This is a genomic window from Arthrobacter sp. PGP41, assembly GCF_002953935.1.
Classification (GTDB): domain Bacteria; phylum Actinomycetota; class Actinomycetes; order Actinomycetales; family Micrococcaceae; genus Arthrobacter.
Map to the genome: position 1 here is coordinate 2,446,876 of NZ_CP026514.1, position 18,671 is coordinate 2,465,546.

Below are 18,671 nucleotides of genomic sequence, written 5' to 3' on the forward strand. Positions count from 1 at the left end.
CCAGTATGAGCAGGAGACAAGCATGAGCGAGCTAATGAAGTGGTTTGAGTCGCGCCGCTCCCCCATTGACGTGATCGAGAGACTGTTCGAAGGGGATGCGGGCGCTTCCGCCATCCGGGTGGAAGAGATGGTGGACGGCAACACCTTGGTGGTGCGGGCGGAGTTGCCCGGGATCGACCCGGAGAAGGACGTGGATGTAACGGTTGCCGACGGCGTGCTGTCCATCAAGGCGGAGCGGCAGGAAAAGAAGGAGCAGAAGGACAAGGACAGCTACAGGTCCGAATTCCGCTACGGTTCCTTCGTCCGGCGGCTCCCGTTGCCCCGGGATGTGCACCAGGGCGACGTCACTGCTTCCTACAAGGACGGCGTCCTGGAAGTCCGCGCCCCCATCCCTGACCAGGGGCAGGTGTCCTCTGCCAAGAAGATTCCGATCACCAGGGCCTGACTGCTTGGTGCCTGGCCCCGGGCAGGGCCAGGCACAGGCTCTCGAGCCGGCGGCCGAAGCTTCGAGCCGGTCAGCCGAAAAGGACTGCCGCCTCCCGGTACCGTTGTTCGGGAACCACCTTCAGGGTTCCAAGCGCGAGCTCGAGGCCCACGGTGACAATGTCAGTGCCGCGCAGGGACACCATGGTCCCCCAGCTACCGTTCGCTGTTGCTTCGACGGCGGCCATCCCCAGCCGCGTGGCCAGTACCCGGTCATAGGCGGTCGGTTCGCCGCCGCGCTGGATGTGGCCCAGAACGGTAGCCCTTGTTTCTATGCCGGTTGCTTGCTGCAACTGTTCTTCCAGCAGGCGGCCGATGCCGCCAAGCCGGGGCCGCCCGAAAGTATCAAGTCCGCGGGGTGCGTAAGGCGCTTCATGGCCTTCCGGTGTGAACGCTTCAGCCACTACCACCAGCGGCGCCCTACCCCGGTCCCGTGCCGACAGGACCCAGGCGGCGATTTGCTCCAGGGAGACCTGATGCTCGGGAATCAGGATCGCGTGGGCACCTGATGCCATCCCTGCATGCAGCGCGATCCATCCCGCGTTCCTGCCCATGACCTCCGCGATCATGCAGCGGTGGTGGGACTCCCCCGTGGTCCGCAGCCTGTCGATGGCCTGTGTTGCTGTTTGGACGGCTGAATCAAACCCGAAGGTATAGTCCGTTGCGCCGAGATCGTTGTCGATCGTTTTGGGTACACCCACCACGTTGATGCCCTGATCGGACAGTGCCCTTGCCGCCGCCAGGGTTCCCTCGCCCCCGATGGCGATCAGGCCCTGCAGATTGTTGCGCCGCAAGCTCTCACGCACTGCATCGCTTCCCTCGCCATTCAGCGGATTTGTGCGTGAAGTTCCCAGGATGGTCCCGCCCAGCCGCGAAATCCCCCGGACGCTGCGCCGCGGCAAAGGAACCACGTCCTGTTCCAGGACACCCCGCCAGCCGTCCCGGAAACCCAGGAACCCATAACCGTGGACAATCTCCCCTGCCAGTACGGCGCCGCGGATCACGGCGTTCACCCCAGGGCAGTCGCCGCCACTTGTCAGGATCCCGATCCGCTTCATGATGCGGCTGAACCGTGCACCGGAAGGGGAAGCCGAAAGGTCCTGGCCTGGCCTGGCATGAGTGCCGCTTTCCTGCCGTTCACCCGCACGCTGATGGGCTCGGCGTCTCCGGCCGCCGACGCAATGCGCATGCGCCCGTCCTTGAGTTCGATGTTCAACTGATGACCCCTGTAGTGGACCCTGAAGGCGACGGACCGCAGGCCAGTGGGCAGGTTGGGGGCGAAAACGATGGTGTCGCCACTCAGCCGCAGGCCGGCGAAACTGCGCTGGATGACATCGATGCTGCCGGCCATGGCGCCCAAGTGGATGCCCGCCCGCGTGGTGCCATGCTGGGTGTCGTCGAGGTCGGCGTCGAGCGCTTCGCGGAAGCTGTCCCATGCACGGTCGGCGTCCAGCGCTGCAAGGACGGAAGCGTGGGCAACCCGGCTCAGCGTGGATCCATGGGCAGTGCGGGCGAGGTAGTACTCGATGGTCCGGTTCAGCTGGTCCGCGGTGAAGGCGTATCCAAGTTCGGAAAGAAGGCTGATGAGTCCTTCCTGGCCCAGCAGGTAGGGCAGCATCAGGACATCAGCCTGCTTGGCAAGCTTGTACCGATTGATATTGTCCGCTTCTGCTTCCAGGATCAGGTCGAGCCGCTCGATGCTTTCATAGGTTTCGCGGTATCTTTCCCAATCGAGTTCTTCGAGCTTTTCATATCCGGCAAACTGGCTGATGACGCCGTCAGAGTGGAAAGGGATGAACATGGCCCGGCCCACCTGTTCCCATCCAGCCGCTTCCCCGCCGGTGATGCCCAGTCTTTCCGTAAGGTCGGCGAGTTCGTTTGGGTGGAAGGTGCCGATAATCTCCGCAGCCCGAAGGCAGACCCAGGCAGCCATTGCGTTGGTGTAGGCATTGTCGTCTACCCCGGGTTCATCGTTGCCCGGATACCCCGTGTGGTACTCATCCGGTCCGACGACGCCACGGACGTGGTACCGGCCGGTGTCCTGGCTGTACTCTGCCCGCGAGGTGAAGAACCGGGCTATGTCGATCACGAGTTCGGCGCCCTTCCGCAGAAGCCAGGCTTTGTCGCTGGTGGCCTGGAAGTACTGCCAGACGTTGAAGGCCACGGCGAGTCCTGCATGCAGCTGCATATGTGAATGGTCCTTAACCCATCTGCCGGATCTGTCGTTGTACAGCCACTTAGGCGTTTCTTCCGTACCGTCACTCCCGCTTTGCCAAGGGAACTTCGCGCCGGCCAGGCCCAGGACGGCAGCTGAGTGGCGGGCGGCAGGAAGTCTCCTCCAACGGTATTCGATGAGGGCGCGGGCAACATCCGGGGTCCTGGTTGTCAGGAGGGGCAGCACAAACAACTCGTCCCAAAAGACATGGCCCCGGTATCCCTCGCCATGGAGCCCCCGGGCGGTGACACCCGCATCGAGTTCTGCTGTATGGCGGGTGAGGGTCTGCAGCAGATGGAAAATGTGCAGGTTGAGGACCAGCCGCACCTGCACCGGAGCCTCTATGTCCACCAGGAACGGACGGAGTTCGTGCCTCCATGCTTGCTCGTGGGCGGTTAGAAGGGAGTCAAGGTTTCCGCCGCTGCGGACCAGCACCGCCTCTGCTGCGGAGGCCGTGGAGGAAATCGCGCGGTCCCGCGAGGTCACCACGGCCACGGTCTTGCTGATCCTTGTTGGAACTCCGTCCGAAAGGTTTACCGGGAACATGTGGAAGTGAAAGGCGCCCATGCTGCCCCGTTGTCCGGCGACCGGTTCCCCGGACACGCTGGTGCGGTAGGCCGCTGCGATCCGGATCAGGCTCTGGGTTGTTTCAGCCTCGACAACGGATATATCGTCCGGCCGATGCTGCAGGCCTCTGCCGGCCGGGGTCCGGTCAACAAGGTGGATGCCGGGGCTGGACGCCGGTTCCGGGATATTTGCGTTCCTGACACCGGCATCAACCCCGCTGCGCACTTCCATGGCGCCGCTCCAGCCCAAAGGCGTGATCTTCGTTTCGAGGGCCAGCAGGTGGGGCTCGGCCATGGACACGAACCTGGTCTGGACGACTTCCATGCGCCGCTTGTCCCCCGTTTCCAGCAGGAGCCGCCGCTCCAAAACCGCCCGTTGAAGATCCAGGCTGCGGCGTTCGCGGAGAACAACCATGCCTCCCGCCGACCACCATTGTCCGTCCGCCGGCCGCAGGTCCAGGGGAAGGCAATCGGGGGCGTTAACCATGTGTTCTTCCACGAGGACTTCGTCGGCGACTTTGGCCGCAACACGGTTGAAGACGCCCGCCAGGTACATACCGGCATACCGGGCGCTGCCGCCGCCCTCCGGAGCGGCACCCCTGACGGCCAGGTAGCCGTTGCCCAGGGTGGTCAGCGCTTCGCGATGCCCCTCGTGCCCGGCATCGAAGCCCTCGTAGACGAGTTGCCAGGGATCGCCCAGGACGAGGCCCAGGTCCAGTTCGCCGACGTCGTTGAGGACCGTGCCTGCACCGGCAGCTTCGAGTTCCCGCCTGGTGCCGCTCCGGTCAATGCCCACCACAAGGCCGAACCCGCCCCGTCGTGCGGCGAGGACCCCTGCCACCGAGTCCTCTATGACCACGGCGTGCGACGGCGAGACACCGAGGCGGAACGCAGCGGCCAGGAAGACGTCAGGAGCGGGCTTTCCCCGCAATCCAAGGCTAGCTGCAGCAGACCCGTCCAGGATGACGCCGAAGGAACCCGGGATGCCCGCTGCCTCCAGCACGGAACTGGCATTGCGGCTGGATGTGACCACGCCCATGAGGATGCCGGCGTCGGACAATGTCCGGAGTAATTGCATGGTTCCGGGGTAAGCCTGGACCCCGTCGTGCCTCAGGTGCTCCAGGAAAAGGCGGTTCTTCAGGGCCCCCAGGCCGAAGGCTGTCCAGGCCCCTGGTTCGTCCCGCTCGGAGCCGCGTTCAACCCGCACGCCCCTGGACGCAAGGAATTTCAGCACGCCTTCCTCCCGGGGAAGGCCGTCAATGTAGGTGCGGTAGTCGGCTTTGGTGAGGGGGGACCGGTCCGCAGCAGCGGGCACCCGGGGATCCAGCAGGATCTGGTCGAAGGCCTCTTTCCAGGCGGACTGATGGACCAGCGCCGTGTTGGTGACCACGCCGTCCAGGTCGAAGATGACGGCGTCAAAGGGCGGCTTGGCGGCAGCTGCGGTGGGCGACGCGGTCATATGACAGTGCTATCAGCCGGCCGTCCCCCCGGGACAGTGCCGTTAGGCCTGTCTGCCCAGCCGCTGCTCGGCTGCGGCGATGACGGGCAGGGCCTTCAGGAACGTGTCCGGGTTCAGCGAGATGGAATCAATGCCGCGGCCTATCAGGAACTCGGCCAGGTCCGGGTGGTTGCTGGGGCCCTGGCCGCAGATACCTATCTTGATGCCGGCGGCATGTGCCTTCTCGATGGCCTGGGCAATCATGGAGCTGACGGCGGGGTCCCTTTCGTCGAACAGTCCGGCCAGCTGTTCCGAGTCGCGGTCTACGCCCAGGACCAGCTGGGTGAGGTCGTTGGAGCCGATGGAGAAGCCGTCGAACCGCTGGGCGAACTGATCCGCGAGGACCACATTTGAAGGGATCTCGCACATCATGTAAAGCTGCAGGCCGGCACTGCCCCGCACCAGGCCGTGCTCCGCCATCGCAGCGATGACCAGGTCCGCTTCCCCCACGGTGCGGCAGAAGGGGACCATGACGATGACATTGGAGAAGCCCACCTCTTCCCGCACGCGCTTGAGTGCCTTGCATTCCAGGGCAAAGCCTTCGCGATAGTGCTCGCTGTAGTAGCGCGAAGCACCCCGGAAACCCAGCATCGGGTTTTCTTCCGGAAGCTCAAAGGAGCTGCCGCCAATCAGGTGGCTGTATTCGTTGCTCTTGAAATCACTGAGCCGGACTATCACCGGTTTGGGGTGGAAGGGCGCTGCTATCTTGGCGATGCCGGTGGCCAGCACGTCAATGAAGTAATCCTTGGGGTCAGCGTAGCCGCTGGTCAGTTTCCGGATGAGCCCAGCTTCCTCCGGGTCTGCCACCCGCTCAGGATGCACCAGCGCCATGGGATGGATGCGGATGAGGTTGTTGATGATGAATTCCATCCTGGCCAGCCCCACTCCCGCGGCCGGCAGGCGCCACCATTTGAAGGCTGCGGCAGGACTGCCGATATTGACCATGACGTCCGTGCCGGTGGCGGGAAGCGCTTCCATGTCCACGTCCTCCACGGCATACGCCAGGAGTCCTTCGTACACGCGGCCTTCTTCGCCTTCCGCGCAGGACAGGGTGATCGGGTCACCGTCAGGCAGGGTTTCGGTTGCGTTGCGTGTTCCGACGACGGCGGGCACGCCCAGTTCCCGGCTCACGATCGCCGCGTGGCTGGTGGGTCCGCCGTGGTCCGTGACGATGCCCGCTGCGCGCTGCATCACCGGAACCCAGTCCGGATCCGTCATCCGGGTCACCAGCACCGAGCCGTCAACGAACGATTCGATGTCCTTCGCGTCCTGGATGACGCAGGCCTGCCCGTTGGCGATGGCATCACCGATGGCTGCCCCTGACGCCAGCACGCGCCCCGGCTGCCGAAGGTGGTACATGCGGAACGTCGAGCTGCTGCGCTGGGCCTGGACTGTCTCCGGCCTGGCCTGCACCATGAACAGTTCGCCCGTTACCCCGTCTTTGGCCCATTCCATGTCCATGGGCCGCCCGTAGTGTTCCTCCACGGCAACGGCCCAACGCGCCAGCAGGACAACGTCCTGGTCGTTCAGTACCAGGGTCTCCTGCTCCCGTTGGCTCGTTTCCACCATCCGGGTCCTGGCGTTTCCCCCGAGGCTGTAGACCATCTTGCGTTCCTTTGCGCCACGTTCCCTGTCAATCACGGGGCTGAAGCGGGCATCGGCAAGCAGCGGTTTGAACACCTGGTATTTGTCCGGGTTGATAGTGCCCTGCACTACCGTCTCACCGAGCCCCCAGGCGGCGCTGATAAGCACGGCCTGCGGAAAGCCGGACTCCGTGTCGATCGAGAACATGACCCCCGAAGCGCCGACATCCGAGCGGACCATGCGCTGGACACCCACGGACAATGCCACCTCGAGGTGATCGTAGCCCTTCATTTCCCGGTAGCTGATGGCGCGATCGGTGAACAGCGAGGCGTAGCAGTTCCGGCAGGCTTCGAGGACGGCGCGCTCCCCCGCCACATTGAGGAACGTCTCCTGCTGGCCCGCGAAACTGGCGTCCGGCAGGTCCTCCGCCGTGGCACTGCTGCGGACCGCAACCGCAACCTTGGGCTGGCCGGCGCGGCGGCAAAGGAGGCGGTAGTGTTCGTCGATTGCCTGCCCGGTGTTCTCCGGAAAAGTAGCTGACAGGAAAAGTTCCCTGATGGCCGCCCCGGCCTGGCGCAGGGTGGCCCGCCCCGCGCGGTACTCCCCGATGTAGGCCCGGATGCGCGGCCCCAGGGCGTTGGCTTCCAGGAAAGCGCGGTAGGCAGCAGCGGTGGTGGCGAACCCTTCCGGGACCCTCACGCCGGCCGAGCGAAGGGCCCGGCTCAACTCGCCGAGGGAGGCGTTCTTTCCCCCCACGGACGCTATGTCCCCCATCCCGGTGTCTTCGATCCATATGACGTGGACATCGGCAAGGGGGTTTGCGGGAGGAGCCATGCCTTGATTCTGGGCCGTGGCGGAAGATACCGGGCAGAGTCTTTGGTCCCGAGCCCCTCCCCTGCCCCTGGAAAAGCCCATGCCGGCCAGCACCAGGGCATGTCCCTGTCACCTGTGGCTTGAGCGGCCCCTGATGCGCTTGTAGGCCCAGTCCGCGGCCAGGACGGCAGGCACTGCCAGCACGGCAACGAGCAGCCCATCAGGCGTCGGCGGGGCCTGCCCCAGCACGGCGGCGAGCTGTGGAATGAACAGGCAGGCCGCAAGCACAGCCAGTTCAGCCAGGACTGCCCATGCCAGGAGCCTGTTTGTGCCCCAGCCCAGCCGCCAGGGCGGCAGGGTTGCACTTCGGCACGCAAAGGCGTTAGCCAGCTGGCCCAGCACCACAGCTGTGAAAGCGGCACCTGATGCAGCCATGAGCAGCCCGGGCTCCGGAGTTTCGCCACGCGCCCAGCCGCCGCCGAAGAGCACTGCGGAGAACGCGGCCATTTCGAAGGCCGCCTCCACCGGTCCCAGTACACAGAAGACCCGCACCATCAGTTTCCGGTCCATGAGGTGCCTGCGTTCCGGCGGCCCGGCCAGCACGCGTTTGCCCGGCTGTTCAGCGCCCAGGGCGAGGGCCGGCAGCAGGTCGGTTCCGATGTCCAGGGCAAGGATCTGCAGCACGCCGAGGGCCAGGGGAAACTGGCCGCCGGAGAGCGCCCAGACAACAAACGGGGTCAGCTCCGCCACGTTGTCCGTGAGGTGGTAGGTAAGGAATCTGTGGATGTTGGCGTAGGTGGCCCTGCCCTGTTCGATGGCGGCCACGATGGTTCCGAAGTGGTCATCGAGGAGGACCAGGTCGGCCGCTTCGCGTGCAACATCGGTGCCGCTTAGGCCCATGGCCACCCCGATGTCCGCTTCGCGCAGGGCCGGGCCGTCGTTCACACCGTCTCCGGTCATGGCCACCACGTGTCCCCGGGACTGCAGCGCCCTGGCAACTCGCAGCTTCTGCTCCGGGGAAACCCTGCTCACCACCACCCCGTCGCGGTCCAGGAGCGCGCCCAGCAACTGCTCATCGTCCGGGAGCTCCGAGCCTTCCAGCACGCGCTCCGGGACCCCCATCAACCCGATCTCACGCGCGATCGCCGCAGCCGTACCCGGATGGTCACCGGTGATCATGGCGAGTTTGAGCCCTGCATTGCGGGCGGTACGGATGACCTCGCCCACGTCCGGCCTGGGCGGATCATGAAGGCCGATCAGTCCGAGCAGTTCCAGGCCGTCTTCGATCTCCTCCGCCGGGAGGGATTCCCAGCGGGCCGGGGCGCCTTCCAGCCTGCGCCGCGCCACTGCGATGACACGCAGCCCCCGGGAGGCCATCAGCTGGACCTGTTCCCCTACCGGTTCGGGCACGGCGCCGCAGAGCGGAAGAACCGCCTCCGGGGCGCCCTTGCAGAACAGGTCCTGTCCGACGATCGCCGATTCCCGCCGTCGTACGGGATCGAAGGGGAGCCTGCGTGAAGGCACCCTTCCGTCACCTGCTGCCCCTGTCAGCCGCCGTGCCAGCACGTCGATGGCCGCTTCCATCGGGTCGCCGGAGGCCCGCCACTGTCCTTCGTGCAGTTCGGCGCGGCCTTGTGAGGCGGCCAGGGCCGCGAGCGCAGTTTCGGCGGCTTTGTCCTTTCCCTCCCCCTGGACTGTGCCCTCGGGGCTGTAGCCGTCGCCCGCTATGTGGACGTGTCCGTGGGAGGTGAAGACCTCGACGGCGTTCATCCTGTTCTGTGTGAGGGTCCCGGTCTTGTCGGTGCAGATGAACGTGGTGGACCCGAGGGTCTCAACGGCTTCGAGGTTGCGGACCAGCGCATTGCGGGCGGCCATGCGCTGGGCGCCCATTGCGAGGGACAGCGTCACCGTGGGCAGCAGGCCCTCCGGAACAAGGGCGACGGCAACGCCGATGGCGAAGAGGAAGGAATCACGCCATTGGATGCCCACCAGCAGCGATACCAGGAAGAAGAGGGCGGCGATAGCCAGGGCAACGGACGCCACCACCCGGACAATCCGGCGCAGTTCCAGGGACAGCGGAGTGGGTGGGGAGACGGCTCCGCTGGTCAGGAGCGCGATCCCTGCCAGGCGGGTTCCGAGGCCCGTGGCGGCAACGGCGGCCTCCGCATTGCCGTTGACCAGGAACGTTCCTCCCCAGGCAGGATCGCCGCCGGCTTTCGGCACCGGCTCGCTTTCCCCCGTCAGCATCGATTCGTCCACGGTGCAGGACGCTGCTGTGACCAGCACGACGTCGGCGGGAACGCGGTCTCCGGCGGCCAGCAGCACGACGTCGTTGACCACCAGTTCACTGGCATGGACTTTCCGGACACGTCCGTCCCGCCGCACCAGTACGTCGGCCGGGAGCAGCGCCCGCAGTTTTGCCGCCGCGTGCTGGGCGCGTTCCTGCTGGATGTGGGCGAAAACGCCGTTGACAATCACGACGACGATAATCGCCACGCCCAGTTGCGGCATGTCCGCGAAGAAGGCCAGGGCCGCCGCGCACCACAGCATGATGGCGAAGAAGTGGGTCAGCTCCCCCCAGAGTTTCCGCCACTGCGGTACGGGTTTTTCGGTCGGAAGGAGGTTGGGTCCTGCCTGCTTCAGGAGGTCCGCGGCCTGGACCGAGGTCAGGCCAGCCGCGGTCATCACACGACGTCCGCCTCCTGGCCCACCAGGACCACCGGGCACACGGAGCGCGCGGCGCACGCCTTACTGACCGAGCCCATGGCGGTTCCGAGGAATCCTCCCTCCCCGTGCCGGCCGATCACCAGCAGTTGTGCCCGCCGGCTCTCCTCCACGAGGACCTTGCCCGGCGGCCCAAACTTCACTGTTACCTCGATATCTTCGGGCCGGTCGCCGGAGAATGCCCGTCCAAGGGCTTCCTCCACCAGGCGGCGGGCAGCATCCTCCAGCCTCGCCGTAAACTGGCGGTCGGCGCCTTCAAGATGGGGCAGCACCAGGTAGTCCGGCATGCCGATGCAGGTGATGACCTCCAGCCGGGCGCCCAGGCGTGCCGCGAGGGTACCCGCGTATCTCAGGGCAGCCGAAGAGAATTCCGATCCGTCGACACCCACAATCACGGGCTTGGACACTGTTTCTGCTTTCATATCCACCACGTTCCCTACTGGTGCAGGCCGTGGGAAGGGCCGAAGGTCACGCCGCCCTTTGCGCTATCAGCCTCGGCCATGGGCTTTTCGGTTTAGGTCCGTGCAGCGCCCTTAGCCCGTTCAAGATCGTGGCCAGGTCCACGAGTTCCTGCAGCAGGGCTCCGGTGACGGCCGGGATGTACCCGGTCATGGCAACAGCCATGAGCCCGATGCTGAGGCCGATTCCTGTCCAGATACTCACCAAGGCAACAGCTACGGTGCGCTTCCCGATGTCGACTGCCGCTGCAACTTTGGACAGGTCGTCCAGCATGATCACGACATCCGCCGACTCACTCGCGGCTGTAGCGCCTTTGGCTCCCATGGCTATCCCGACGTCCGCCGCCGCGAGCACAGGGGCGTCATTGACGCCGTCGCCCACCATCAGCACCGGACGCTCGCGCACGCGGGCCACCGCGTTGACCTTGTCCTCGGGGAGGCAGTCGGCCTGCACGTGCCGGATGCCTGCCTCCTCGGCAATGTGCGCCGCGGTCCCCCGGGCATCACCGGTCAGCAGCATGGTGTGCCGGATTCCCAGGCGGTGCAGCCGGGCAAGCGTCTCACCCGCGTCGGCGCGCAGCGGGTCCTTCATGATGAGGGCGCCTGCGTAGGTGCCATTGACACCCACGTAGACCGCCAGTTGGCCGCTGCGCAGGACGGCTTCCCGGAAGCCCGTGGATGAACTCCTGACCAATCCCGCTTTTCCCACCACCACCTTGTCCCCGCCGCAGAGGGCTTCCACGCCCTGGGTGGCATGTTCCGTGGCCTGGGAAACCGGCAGAAGGTCAAGGCCGCGCAGGGCGGCAGCCTCTATGACGGAGGCCGCCAGGACATGGGAAGAGTATTGCTCAGCCGAAGCGGCGAGCTGCAGGATCCGGGCAGGATTCATCGGCCCGCCCTCCTCCCCTCCCGGTGCAGCCTGGACCGTGTCCAGGACGGGGCGTCCGGATGTCAGCGTCCCTGTCTTGTCGAACACCGCGGTCCTGGCCTTGGCCAGCTGCTCGAGGGTCCCGCTGTTCTTGATGATGATGCCCTTGTGGGCGGCCTGGCTGGTACCGGCCAGGAAGGCCACCGGCGCGGCGATCAGGAGCGGGCACGGAGTTGCCACCACCAGGACCTGGGCGATCCGCACGGGATCCCCTGAAAGGAGCCACGCGGTTGCGGCCATGAGGACCGCGAGCGCGGTAAACGGTACGGCGTAGCGGTCCGCCAGGCGGACCACCGGGGCACGGCTGGACGCCGCCTCCTCCACCAGGGCGATGATGCGGCTGTACTGTGAATCGCCTGCGGTGGCGGAGGCCCGCATCCTGATGGCCGACTCGCCGTTGACGGAGCCGCTGAGCAGGAGGTCGCCCCGGACCCGCTCCACCGGCAGGCTCTCGCCCGTCAGTGAGGACTCATCCATGCTGGCAGCAGTGGACAGGAGCTCCCCGTCCACGGGGACCAGCTCGGAGGGGCGCACCACCAGCACGTCCCCCGGTACCACCTCGCCAACCGGAATGTCCTCGAGAACCGATCCGGTGGCCTCCCGGTGCGCGGATTGGGGAGCCCTGTCCAGCAGGGACCTCAGTTCGCGCACAGCGCGCCCCTGGGCGAAGCTTTCCAGTGCTTCCCCGCCCGAAAGCATGAGGATAACAACCAGCGCGGCGAGATACTCGCCAACCCACACGGTGCTGGCGATGGCCATCAGCGCAAGAACGTCGATTCCCCAGCGGCCCTCCCGCAGGGACCGGAACATTGACACTGCACGGCCTGCGGCGACGACGGCGGCATAGGCTGACGCACCGAGCCGGGCCGGCTGCTCCAGGCCGGACTGCAGCAGCACCGCCGTCACAGCGAGCATCAAGCACGTCAGTGCCACAAGCGGGTACAGCCGGATAAACCCGATGCCCCTGCCCGCCGGGGACGTGCGGGGCTCCTCGGGGTCCGTCGCCTGCCGAAACCGCAGCGACATGCCGGGCGCGGCGGCCGGCGTTCCCTCAGGCAAGACCCGCCCGCGCCGGGTCATCCAGGTGGCTCCACCACGTCAGCGGTGAGGTGATCTTGAAGCGCCGGCCGGTCACCGCCGTCGGAGTAATCCGCACGAAGTAGTCCTTGTGCCCGGCCTGCCAGGGAAAAAGGGTGAGGCCAACGCCAGTCATCAGGTCCGGGGACGGTTCAAGGACCTCCGCGTGACCCTTCACCTCGACGCTCCACGCGGTCCGCGTTCCCTGGCCGGTGCCGTCGGCTTCCAGGGCGACGGCGGCGGGCCCGGCGGCCGCGTGAAGTTTCGTTCCTTCTCCGGTGCGGAAGACCACCGATTCATGGTCCACCTTATAGTTCACGGGGAAGATTTCCGGATGGCCGTCCACCAGCACGGCGAGGTGGCCAACCGAAACCGTACGCAGGAGGTCCCAGCAGGCACTGGCACCAAGGTCCTCGACTGATGCGGCATCCCGTTCCGAGTTGTTGCGCATACTGCTGAAAGTAATGCCTCCGGGCCGGCTGCACTAGGGCATTTAGGCTCTAAGGGCCTGTGGGTCCCCGGCAGGTGCCTCCAGCCCGGTCATGACTTTCGGCCCTGTCCGGCGGGCTCTGCTTCCCCCACGCTGGAAGGCATGAAAACTCTTGTCGTCTATGACTCCGCCTACGGCAACACCAAGACAATCGCCGAAGCCCTGGCATCGGGCCTGGGCCGCAAGGCTGCTGCTGTTCCCGTGGACCGTTTCGACGCCGGCTCGCTCAAGTCCGGAGATCTCCTGGTGGTTGGCAGTCCCATCAATGGCTGGCGCCCGACGCCCAAAATCACCCAGGCGCTCGCCGACCTTGCGGCCCGCGGACTTGCAGGGGTAAGGGCGGCAGCTTTCGACACCCGGCTCAAGCTGTTCATCCACGGGGACGCGGCCAAGAAGATGAGCCGGGCGCTGAAGGACGCCGGCGCCAGCATTGTCGCCAGCCCCATGGCCTTTTACGTCAAAGGCAGTGAGGGGCCCCTCCTTAAAGGGGAGGTTGACCGGGCAGTTGCATGGGCCGAAAAGCTTCGCGCCGGCCTGAAGGACAGGGGCAGCCTGGGGGACGCCTGAACTCCCGGACAGGTCAAAGGTCTTTGGGCCCTGTCAGGGGCTTTGGCCAGCGCCGTAGGATCTGGGCATGACCGAAAAGAACATGGTGCCTGAGGCAGAAATCCTCGACTCCGGCGAATGCTGGAAATTGCTGGGACACACGAGTGTGGGAAGGCTTGGCGTCATCGTTGACGGCCAGCCCGACGTCTTCCCGGTGAGCTTCAAAGTTGACGGCGAGGGCCTTGTTTTCCGGACGGGCAGCGGAACAAAGCTGCAGGCCATTGAAGCCAACTCTATGGTTGCCCTGGAAGCGGACAGCGTGAGCGCCGAGTTTGGCCTGGCCTGGAGCGTTGTGGTCAAGGGCAGGGCGGTCGAGGACGATGCTGCAGGGCCGGCCCTGAACGAGACGCGACGGGGGCTTTTTCCCTGGCAGGGTGTAGGCCAGGACCACCTGATCCGTATTGTTCCCCAGTCGGTGACGGGCAGGAGGTTCACCCTGTCCGCCTCGGGTACCTGGCGCACCCCGCTGGACGAAGCCACCCGCGCGGGCTTTGAGTAGCCACGGTCTCTTCCCCCGGCGACGGCGAACCATGGACCCTCGACCGCTTCTTTGAAGGTTCCGCCACGGCGTACGACATCTACCGTGCGGCAGAGCACATGGCGTCCGGCCTGGGACCCCTGGAGGTCCGGGTTTCCAAGAGCCAGGTTTCGTTCCGCCGCCGGCGCAGCTTCGCGTTTGTTTGGCGTCCCGGCTCCTACGTCAAGTCCTCCGTTCCCGCCGTCTTGTCGCTGGCGCTCCCGTACCAGTCGGCGTCGCCGCGGTTCAAGCAAATCGCCCATCCCTCCGCGGGAATCTGGATGCACCACCTCGAGCTTCCGGACAGCACCCAACTGGACGCCGAGGTGCAGGAATGGATGCGTGAAGCCTATGAAGCTGCCGGGTAGGGCCGGCACGGCCTGCACCTTTTAGAGTCCTTGGGCCCTGTGAGGCCGGCAGCCCCCGGCGCAGGCTGAATGCCATGAACAACTCTGCCCAGCACCCCGGGAAAGTTCACCTCACCGAGCAGGCTGTCGCTGTCGTCCGCGAACGGGTCCCCATGGCCTCGCTCACTGAATTCTTCGGCCGTGCCTTCGGTACGGTCATGGCCGCGGTCCGGAATCAGGGTGCCAGCCCTGCAGGACCGCCTTTTGCGCTCTACCGGGGAATGCCAGCCGAGACGGTTGACGTGGAAGCCGGCTTCCCCATCGCAGGCAACTTCACGGAGGCCGACGGGGTGGCGACCGGGACGTTGCCTGAGACGGATGCCCTTGAAGCCCTCCACATCGGTCCGTACGACACCCTGGAAAACACCTACGGCGCGATCCTGGGGCGAATGGAAGCTGAAGGCTTCACCCCGTCGGACACCATGTGGGAGTACTACCTGAGCGACCCGGAAGCGGAACCCGACCCCGCGAAGTGGCAGACAAGGGTTGTCTGGCCCATCGCGTAAGTAGTGCACAGCAACCATCACAGGAGGTTCGCCATGAAGGTTCTGGTTGCGTACGCCAGCAGGCACGGCTCCACCGCCGGAATAGCCGAACGTATCGCTGCCCGCATCACTGAAGACGGGATCGAGGCCGAGGCCCGGCCCGTGGCAGAAGTGGATGACGTGGGCCAGTATGAAGCCGTGGTGCTGGGCAGCGCCGCCTACTTGGTCCACTGGCTTAAGGAGGCCACAACTTTCGCCAAGCGGCACCGGCGGGAGCTCCAGGACAAAAAAAGTATGGCTTTTCAGCAGCGGCCCCCTTGGAAACGAGACCGTTGACAAGGACGGTGAGGACATCTTGAACAGCGCCAGGCCCAAGCAGTTCACCGAACTGCAGGAACTGCTCCGGCCCAGCGGAGAACAGGTCTTCTTCGGCGCGTGGGACCCGGATTCCCCGCCCATCGGCATCGGTGAGCGCCTCATCCGGCTCGCGCCGGCAGCGAAGGAAGCCCTGCCGGCAGGCGATTTCCGGGATTGGGACGCCATCGACGCCTGGGCAGACGGGATCGCCGCCGACCTGAAATCCTGTGGCGGCCCGAACCCGGACGGCCGGTCAGGGTAAGCGGCCACGCCTGATGTACAGTCCGCGGTTCCGCCCGGGCGACCCCTGCCTATCCGCCGGCCGGGCGGCCGGCCGTGCTCCCGCCGTCGTCCGTGCCTGCATCTTCCCCCAGCAGGGGCGCGCCGGGCGGCAATAGACCGGGTTGAAGCACGCCGGGCCTGGAGAGCATGGCCCGGAGTTCCTCCAGCAACTCAAGCTGCCGGCTGTTGATTGCCATCAGCCGGTCGATCTCTGACTTCGACTGCACGTCCGTCTCGTAGTCATGGCGGGCCATGGCCGCCGCAATTGCGTCCTGGCGCTTGGCGGCAATCAACAGGATGGCGCCCTGGAGCCCGGCCAGCATGGAAAGGAAGAGGTTGAGGAGGATGTAGGGATAGGGGTCCCACGCGTCCGATGCCAGGACATAGGAATTGTACGCGGCCCATGCCGCCATGAAGGCGACGAACAGCCCCACGAAAGTCCAGCTGCCCATGCCGTTGCGGAGGACGTCGGCCGCCCGCTCGCCCCGGCTTAGGCCCTCCTTGTGCCGCGCGTGCCACGTACTTCTTCGCTCGCTCATGTGCCTGGGGTCTGTGCCGGCCGGCGTGGCTCAGATGGCGTTCCAGCCGTTGTCAGAGGCAAGCACCACGCCGTTGATGTTCGATCCGTCCCGGCTGAGCAGGAAAGTGATTCCGGCGGCGACCTCCCCCGCTTCAGCGATGGGCGGTACGTTCACCTGCATGAACGGACCGAGGACTCCAGCTGCGAGGTCGGACTTGAATTCGGCATGGATGTTGGTCCTGGTGCCGCCGGGGGCGACCGCATTGACGCGGATGCCCCGGCGCCCGTACATGACGGCAGAGCTGCGGGTCAGGCCAATGACGGCGTGCTTTGAAACGGTGTACGCAGCACCGGCTGCGGACCCCCGCAGGCCCGCCTCGGATGAAACATTCACGATCGAGCCGGACCCCGCAGCCAGCATGACGGGCACTGCCGCCCTCATAAGGCGCATCATTGACGTCAGATTGACATTGAGGACGCGGTCCCAGGTAGCGTCGTCGACCTCATGCACAGGCTGGAAGCTGTCCATGATCCCGGCCACGTTGGCCAGTGCGTCGATGCGCCCGCCGGCAGCAGCCACCACGCCCTGCACCACGTCCTCTTTGCTGACGTCGCCGGCCACGGGTACGAAGCCCAGTTCCGCGTAGTCCGCTACGAGCTTGTCCAGGCCCTCCGCGCTGAGGTCGCTGGCAATGACCCGCCCGCCTTCCCGGGCAACACGCAGCGCGGTGGCAAGCCCAATGCCGGAAGCGGCGCCTGTGACGATGACGGTCTGGCCCTCGAACCGGTTTGGACTGATGATTTCCTGCCAGACGGCCATGCCATGCTCCTCATCTCAGATAACATTCTTGCTTCCGCCAACTGGGGGTGCTCTGCTGGAATAGGCAGATATACATACAGCGGCCCACCCCCTCAGCATGGAGTCTCACAAGGAGCCACCACAGGGCCGAAAGTCCCCTGGGCAGGAGCTAAGGAGCAATGGAGGAACCGCGGTCCATCGTCGCCGGTTACGACGGCTCGGCAGAAGCCGCAGCCGCCATCCATTGGGCAGCGCAGCAGGCGGACCTGCGCGATCGTCCCCTCCACGTTGTCCATGTCTCGATTTGGCCGCTGCTGACACACAAGCTGGGCCCCGTACCAGGTGTAGCGGACAGCGGCCTGGAGCGGTCAGCCCAGGCGATCCTTGAGGAGGGCGTCAGTCGCGCTCAAGCCGCGGCACCGGGGCTGGACGTCCAGGCCACCCTGTTGCATGGGCTGCCCGCCTCGTACCTGGCTGAGATCTCCGCCGGCCAGGAGATGGTTGTTGTAGGCAGCCGGGGGCTGGGCGGATTCCTGGGGCTGCTGGTGGGTTCGGTGAGCCTTGAGCTCGCCGCCACTGCCTCCTGCCCCGTAGCAGTGATCCGGCCGGACCTCCATCCTGGCGGACCGGTCGTCGTCGCCGTTGACGCCTCCGGTTCTCCCACGGCCCTGGCGGACGCTTGCGCCCTGGCCTCGGCATGGCAGGTGAAGCTCACTATTGTCCACGTCCACCATGTGCCTGCAGGGTACGCGCAGCAGAACGGGCTCGACGCCGAGGCTGCCGCCGGCGAAGTGCTCCATGCAGCCCTTCACCGCGCCCGCACTCTCGCACCCTACGTTCAGATGGAGGGCAGGGTCCTCACCGATGCGTCGGTCCCGCACGCCATCCTCAAAGCCTCGGACGACGCGCGGATGCTGGTCGTGGGGACCCAAGGACACGGCTTTTTGCGGCAGACCATCGGTTCCACCGCCCATGCGGTTCTTCACCACGCGCGAGGCCCGGTCCTGATCTCCCGGCGCGGCTCCGGCGCCCACGCCCCCTGACCGCCTGACTGCCGGTTGCGGGGTGTCCGCCTGACTGCCGGTTGCGGGGTGTCCGCCGGCTGGAACCACCTCCCCGGCCTATGCTGGCAAGGTGACCCCTGCCCCGTCCCCCGCGCCGCTGGATGTCGTCGTCCACTCGGGACCGGCCGACTGGTGGGTGATCCTCGCCGGGCTCGGCCCCCTGGCCGTCCTCATTGCCGCCCTGCTGGCCTTCTACATCAACTGGCGCACCCTCAAGCAGCGCACCGCCGCGGACAAGACTGCCCTGGAGCAGAAGCGGGAAGCGGACGCCCGGGCCCTGATGCAGAAAACCGAGGCGGACAGCCGCGCCGAATGGTGGCGGCGGACCCAGTGGGCCCTGGACCGGGCGCTGGACCAGGACGAGGGAACCAAGGCCCTGGGGCTGGCTACCCTGGAAGTGCTGGCCCGCAGCGAACTCGCGCGCACAGAAGAACTCGAGCTGTTCGACATCGCGTGGAAAAGCGTCTCCGGTGACGAGAACGGGGACGACCTTGGGGAGGAAGGCAACACCGGCCCGGAGGTGCCGTTCGTGGACGCCGGCCTCAACATGGGCGAGAATGGAACCACGGATGAAGACACAACCAAGGAGGCTGGACCATGAGCGCAGCGTCGCCTGAACGCCGGTTTGTCCATACTCCGCGGAACACTTCCGCCAAGCCCGTCCCGAAGAAGGCCACCCCGGCTGAGCACCGTGTCCAGGTGGCGGCCGCCAGGCTGCGCGTCACCCTCGACGAACGTTTGGGCCGCGAGACACCGGCCAAGACCAAGGCGCTGGCCAAGGAACCCATCTAGCCCGAG

At 66.0% G+C, this 18,671-nt stretch carries 18 protein-coding genes and 1 pseudogene; 10 read left to right on the forward strand and 9 right to left on the reverse strand.

Annotated elements, in window-relative coordinates; all coding sequences use genetic code 11:
• The first annotated feature begins 22 nt into the window (after positions 1-22).
• Positions 23-445 carry an Hsp20/alpha crystallin family protein gene (locus C3B78_RS11135; RefSeq protein WP_104998132.1) on the forward strand — a complete coding sequence of 141 codons (423 nt, stop codon included), beginning with the start codon at positions 23-25 and terminating at the stop codon, positions 443-445.
• Between the two features lie 70 nt (positions 446-515).
• On the opposite strand, the gene C3B78_RS11140 is transcribed toward C3B78_RS11135, so the two are convergent.
• The 7 genes from C3B78_RS11140 to C3B78_RS11170 form a co-directional block, all read right to left on the reverse strand.
• On the reverse strand, positions 516-1,541 hold the full coding sequence (locus C3B78_RS11140; RefSeq protein WP_104998133.1) for a 6-phosphofructokinase: 1,026 nt from the start codon (positions 1,539-1,541) through the stop codon (positions 516-518).
• Positions 1,538-4,723: an HAD-IA family hydrolase gene (locus C3B78_RS11145; RefSeq protein WP_104998134.1), complete on the reverse strand. Its 3,186-nt coding sequence runs from the start codon at positions 4,721-4,723 to the stop codon at positions 1,538-1,540. The genes C3B78_RS11140 and C3B78_RS11145 overlap by 4 nt, the downstream gene beginning before the upstream one ends.
• 42 nt (positions 4,724-4,765) lie before the next feature.
• Positions 4,766-7,180: a phosphoenolpyruvate synthase gene (gene ppsA / locus C3B78_RS11150; protein WP_104998135.1), complete on the reverse strand. Its 2,415-nt coding sequence runs from the start codon at positions 7,178-7,180 to the stop codon at positions 4,766-4,768.
• A 108-nt stretch (positions 7,181-7,288) separates the two neighbouring features.
• Positions 7,289-9,844: a cation-translocating P-type ATPase gene (locus C3B78_RS11155; protein WP_104998136.1), complete on the reverse strand. Its 2,556-nt coding sequence runs from the start codon at positions 9,842-9,844 to the stop codon at positions 7,289-7,291.
• Positions 9,844-10,305 carry a universal stress protein gene (locus C3B78_RS11160; RefSeq protein WP_104998137.1) on the reverse strand — a complete coding sequence of 154 codons (462 nt, stop codon included), beginning with the start codon at positions 10,303-10,305 and terminating at the stop codon, positions 9,844-9,846. Before C3B78_RS11160 ends, C3B78_RS11155 begins: the two co-directional genes overlap by 1 nt.
• A 46-nt stretch (positions 10,306-10,351) precedes the next feature.
• Complete coding sequence (locus C3B78_RS11165) at positions 10,352-12,349, reverse strand: heavy metal translocating P-type ATPase (protein ID WP_104998138.1); 1,998 nt, start codon at positions 12,347-12,349, stop codon at positions 10,352-10,354.
• Positions 12,321-12,797 (reverse strand): pyridoxamine 5'-phosphate oxidase family protein, encoded by a 477-nt coding sequence (locus C3B78_RS11170; RefSeq protein WP_104998139.1) that lies wholly within the window; start codon positions 12,795-12,797, stop codon positions 12,321-12,323. The genes C3B78_RS11165 and C3B78_RS11170 overlap by 29 nt, the downstream gene beginning before the upstream one ends.
• Before the next feature lie 141 nt (positions 12,798-12,938).
• Between C3B78_RS11170 and C3B78_RS11175 the strand changes: the two genes are divergently transcribed.
• The 6 genes and pseudogenes from C3B78_RS11175 to C3B78_RS20070 all read left to right on the forward strand — a co-directional run bounded on the left by C3B78_RS11175 (position 12,939) and on the right by C3B78_RS20070 (position 15,470).
• A complete protein-coding gene (locus tag C3B78_RS11175; protein ID WP_104998140.1) occupies positions 12,939-13,403 on the forward strand; it encodes a flavodoxin family protein in 465 nt (154 codons plus the stop codon).
• 67 nt (positions 13,404-13,470) lie between these two features.
• Entirely contained in the window at positions 13,471-13,941 is a 471-nt protein-coding gene (locus tag C3B78_RS11180; protein ID WP_104998141.1) for a pyridoxamine 5'-phosphate oxidase family protein, read from the forward strand.
• 56 nt (positions 13,942-13,997) lie between these two features.
• Positions 13,998-14,327, forward strand: a pseudogene (locus tag C3B78_RS11185) (DUF5655 domain-containing protein); the annotation flags it as partial.
• A 74-nt stretch (positions 14,328-14,401) separates the two neighbouring features.
• Entirely contained in the window at positions 14,402-14,872 is a 471-nt protein-coding gene (locus C3B78_RS11190) for a GyrI-like domain-containing protein (protein ID WP_104998143.1), read from the forward strand.
• A 33-nt stretch (positions 14,873-14,905) separates the two neighbouring features.
• The gene (locus C3B78_RS20065) at positions 14,906-15,187 is read left to right on the forward strand and encodes a flavodoxin domain-containing protein (protein WP_234005380.1); all 282 of its coding nucleotides are present in this window, start codon (positions 14,906-14,908) and stop codon (positions 15,185-15,187) included.
• 19 nt (positions 15,188-15,206) lie between these two features.
• On the forward strand, positions 15,207-15,470 hold the full coding sequence (locus C3B78_RS20070; RefSeq protein ID WP_234005381.1) for a hypothetical protein: 264 nt from the start codon (positions 15,207-15,209) through the stop codon (positions 15,468-15,470).
• 49 nt (positions 15,471-15,519) lie between these two features.
• Here C3B78_RS20070 and C3B78_RS11200 read toward each other — a convergent pair whose 3' ends face one another.
• Both C3B78_RS11200 and C3B78_RS11205 read right to left on the reverse strand, forming a co-directional pair.
• Entirely contained in the window at positions 15,520-16,029 is a 510-nt protein-coding gene (locus C3B78_RS11200; RefSeq protein ID WP_104998144.1) for a DUF1003 domain-containing protein, read from the reverse strand.
• 30 nt (positions 16,030-16,059) lie between these two features.
• Complete coding sequence (locus C3B78_RS11205) at positions 16,060-16,830, reverse strand: SDR family NAD(P)-dependent oxidoreductase (RefSeq protein WP_104998145.1); 771 nt, start codon at positions 16,828-16,830, stop codon at positions 16,060-16,062.
• Positions 16,831-16,988: 158 nt separating this feature from the next.
• On the opposite strand from C3B78_RS11205, the gene C3B78_RS11210 reads away from it, so the two are divergent.
• The 3 genes from C3B78_RS11210 to C3B78_RS11220 all read left to right on the forward strand — a co-directional run bounded on the left by C3B78_RS11210 (position 16,989) and on the right by C3B78_RS11220 (position 18,665).
• Complete coding sequence (locus C3B78_RS11210; protein ID WP_104998146.1) at positions 16,989-17,852, forward strand: universal stress protein; 864 nt, start codon at positions 16,989-16,991, stop codon at positions 17,850-17,852.
• A gap of 91 nt (positions 17,853-17,943) precedes the next feature.
• On the forward strand, positions 17,944-18,474 hold the full coding sequence (locus C3B78_RS11215; protein ID WP_104998147.1) for a hypothetical protein: 531 nt from the start codon (positions 17,944-17,946) through the stop codon (positions 18,472-18,474).
• Positions 18,471-18,665, forward strand: a complete 195-nt coding sequence (locus tag C3B78_RS11220) for a hypothetical protein (RefSeq protein WP_104998148.1) — start codon at positions 18,471-18,473, stop codon at positions 18,663-18,665. Before C3B78_RS11215 ends, C3B78_RS11220 begins: the two co-directional genes overlap by 4 nt.
• Positions 18,666-18,671 lie beyond the last annotated feature (6 nt).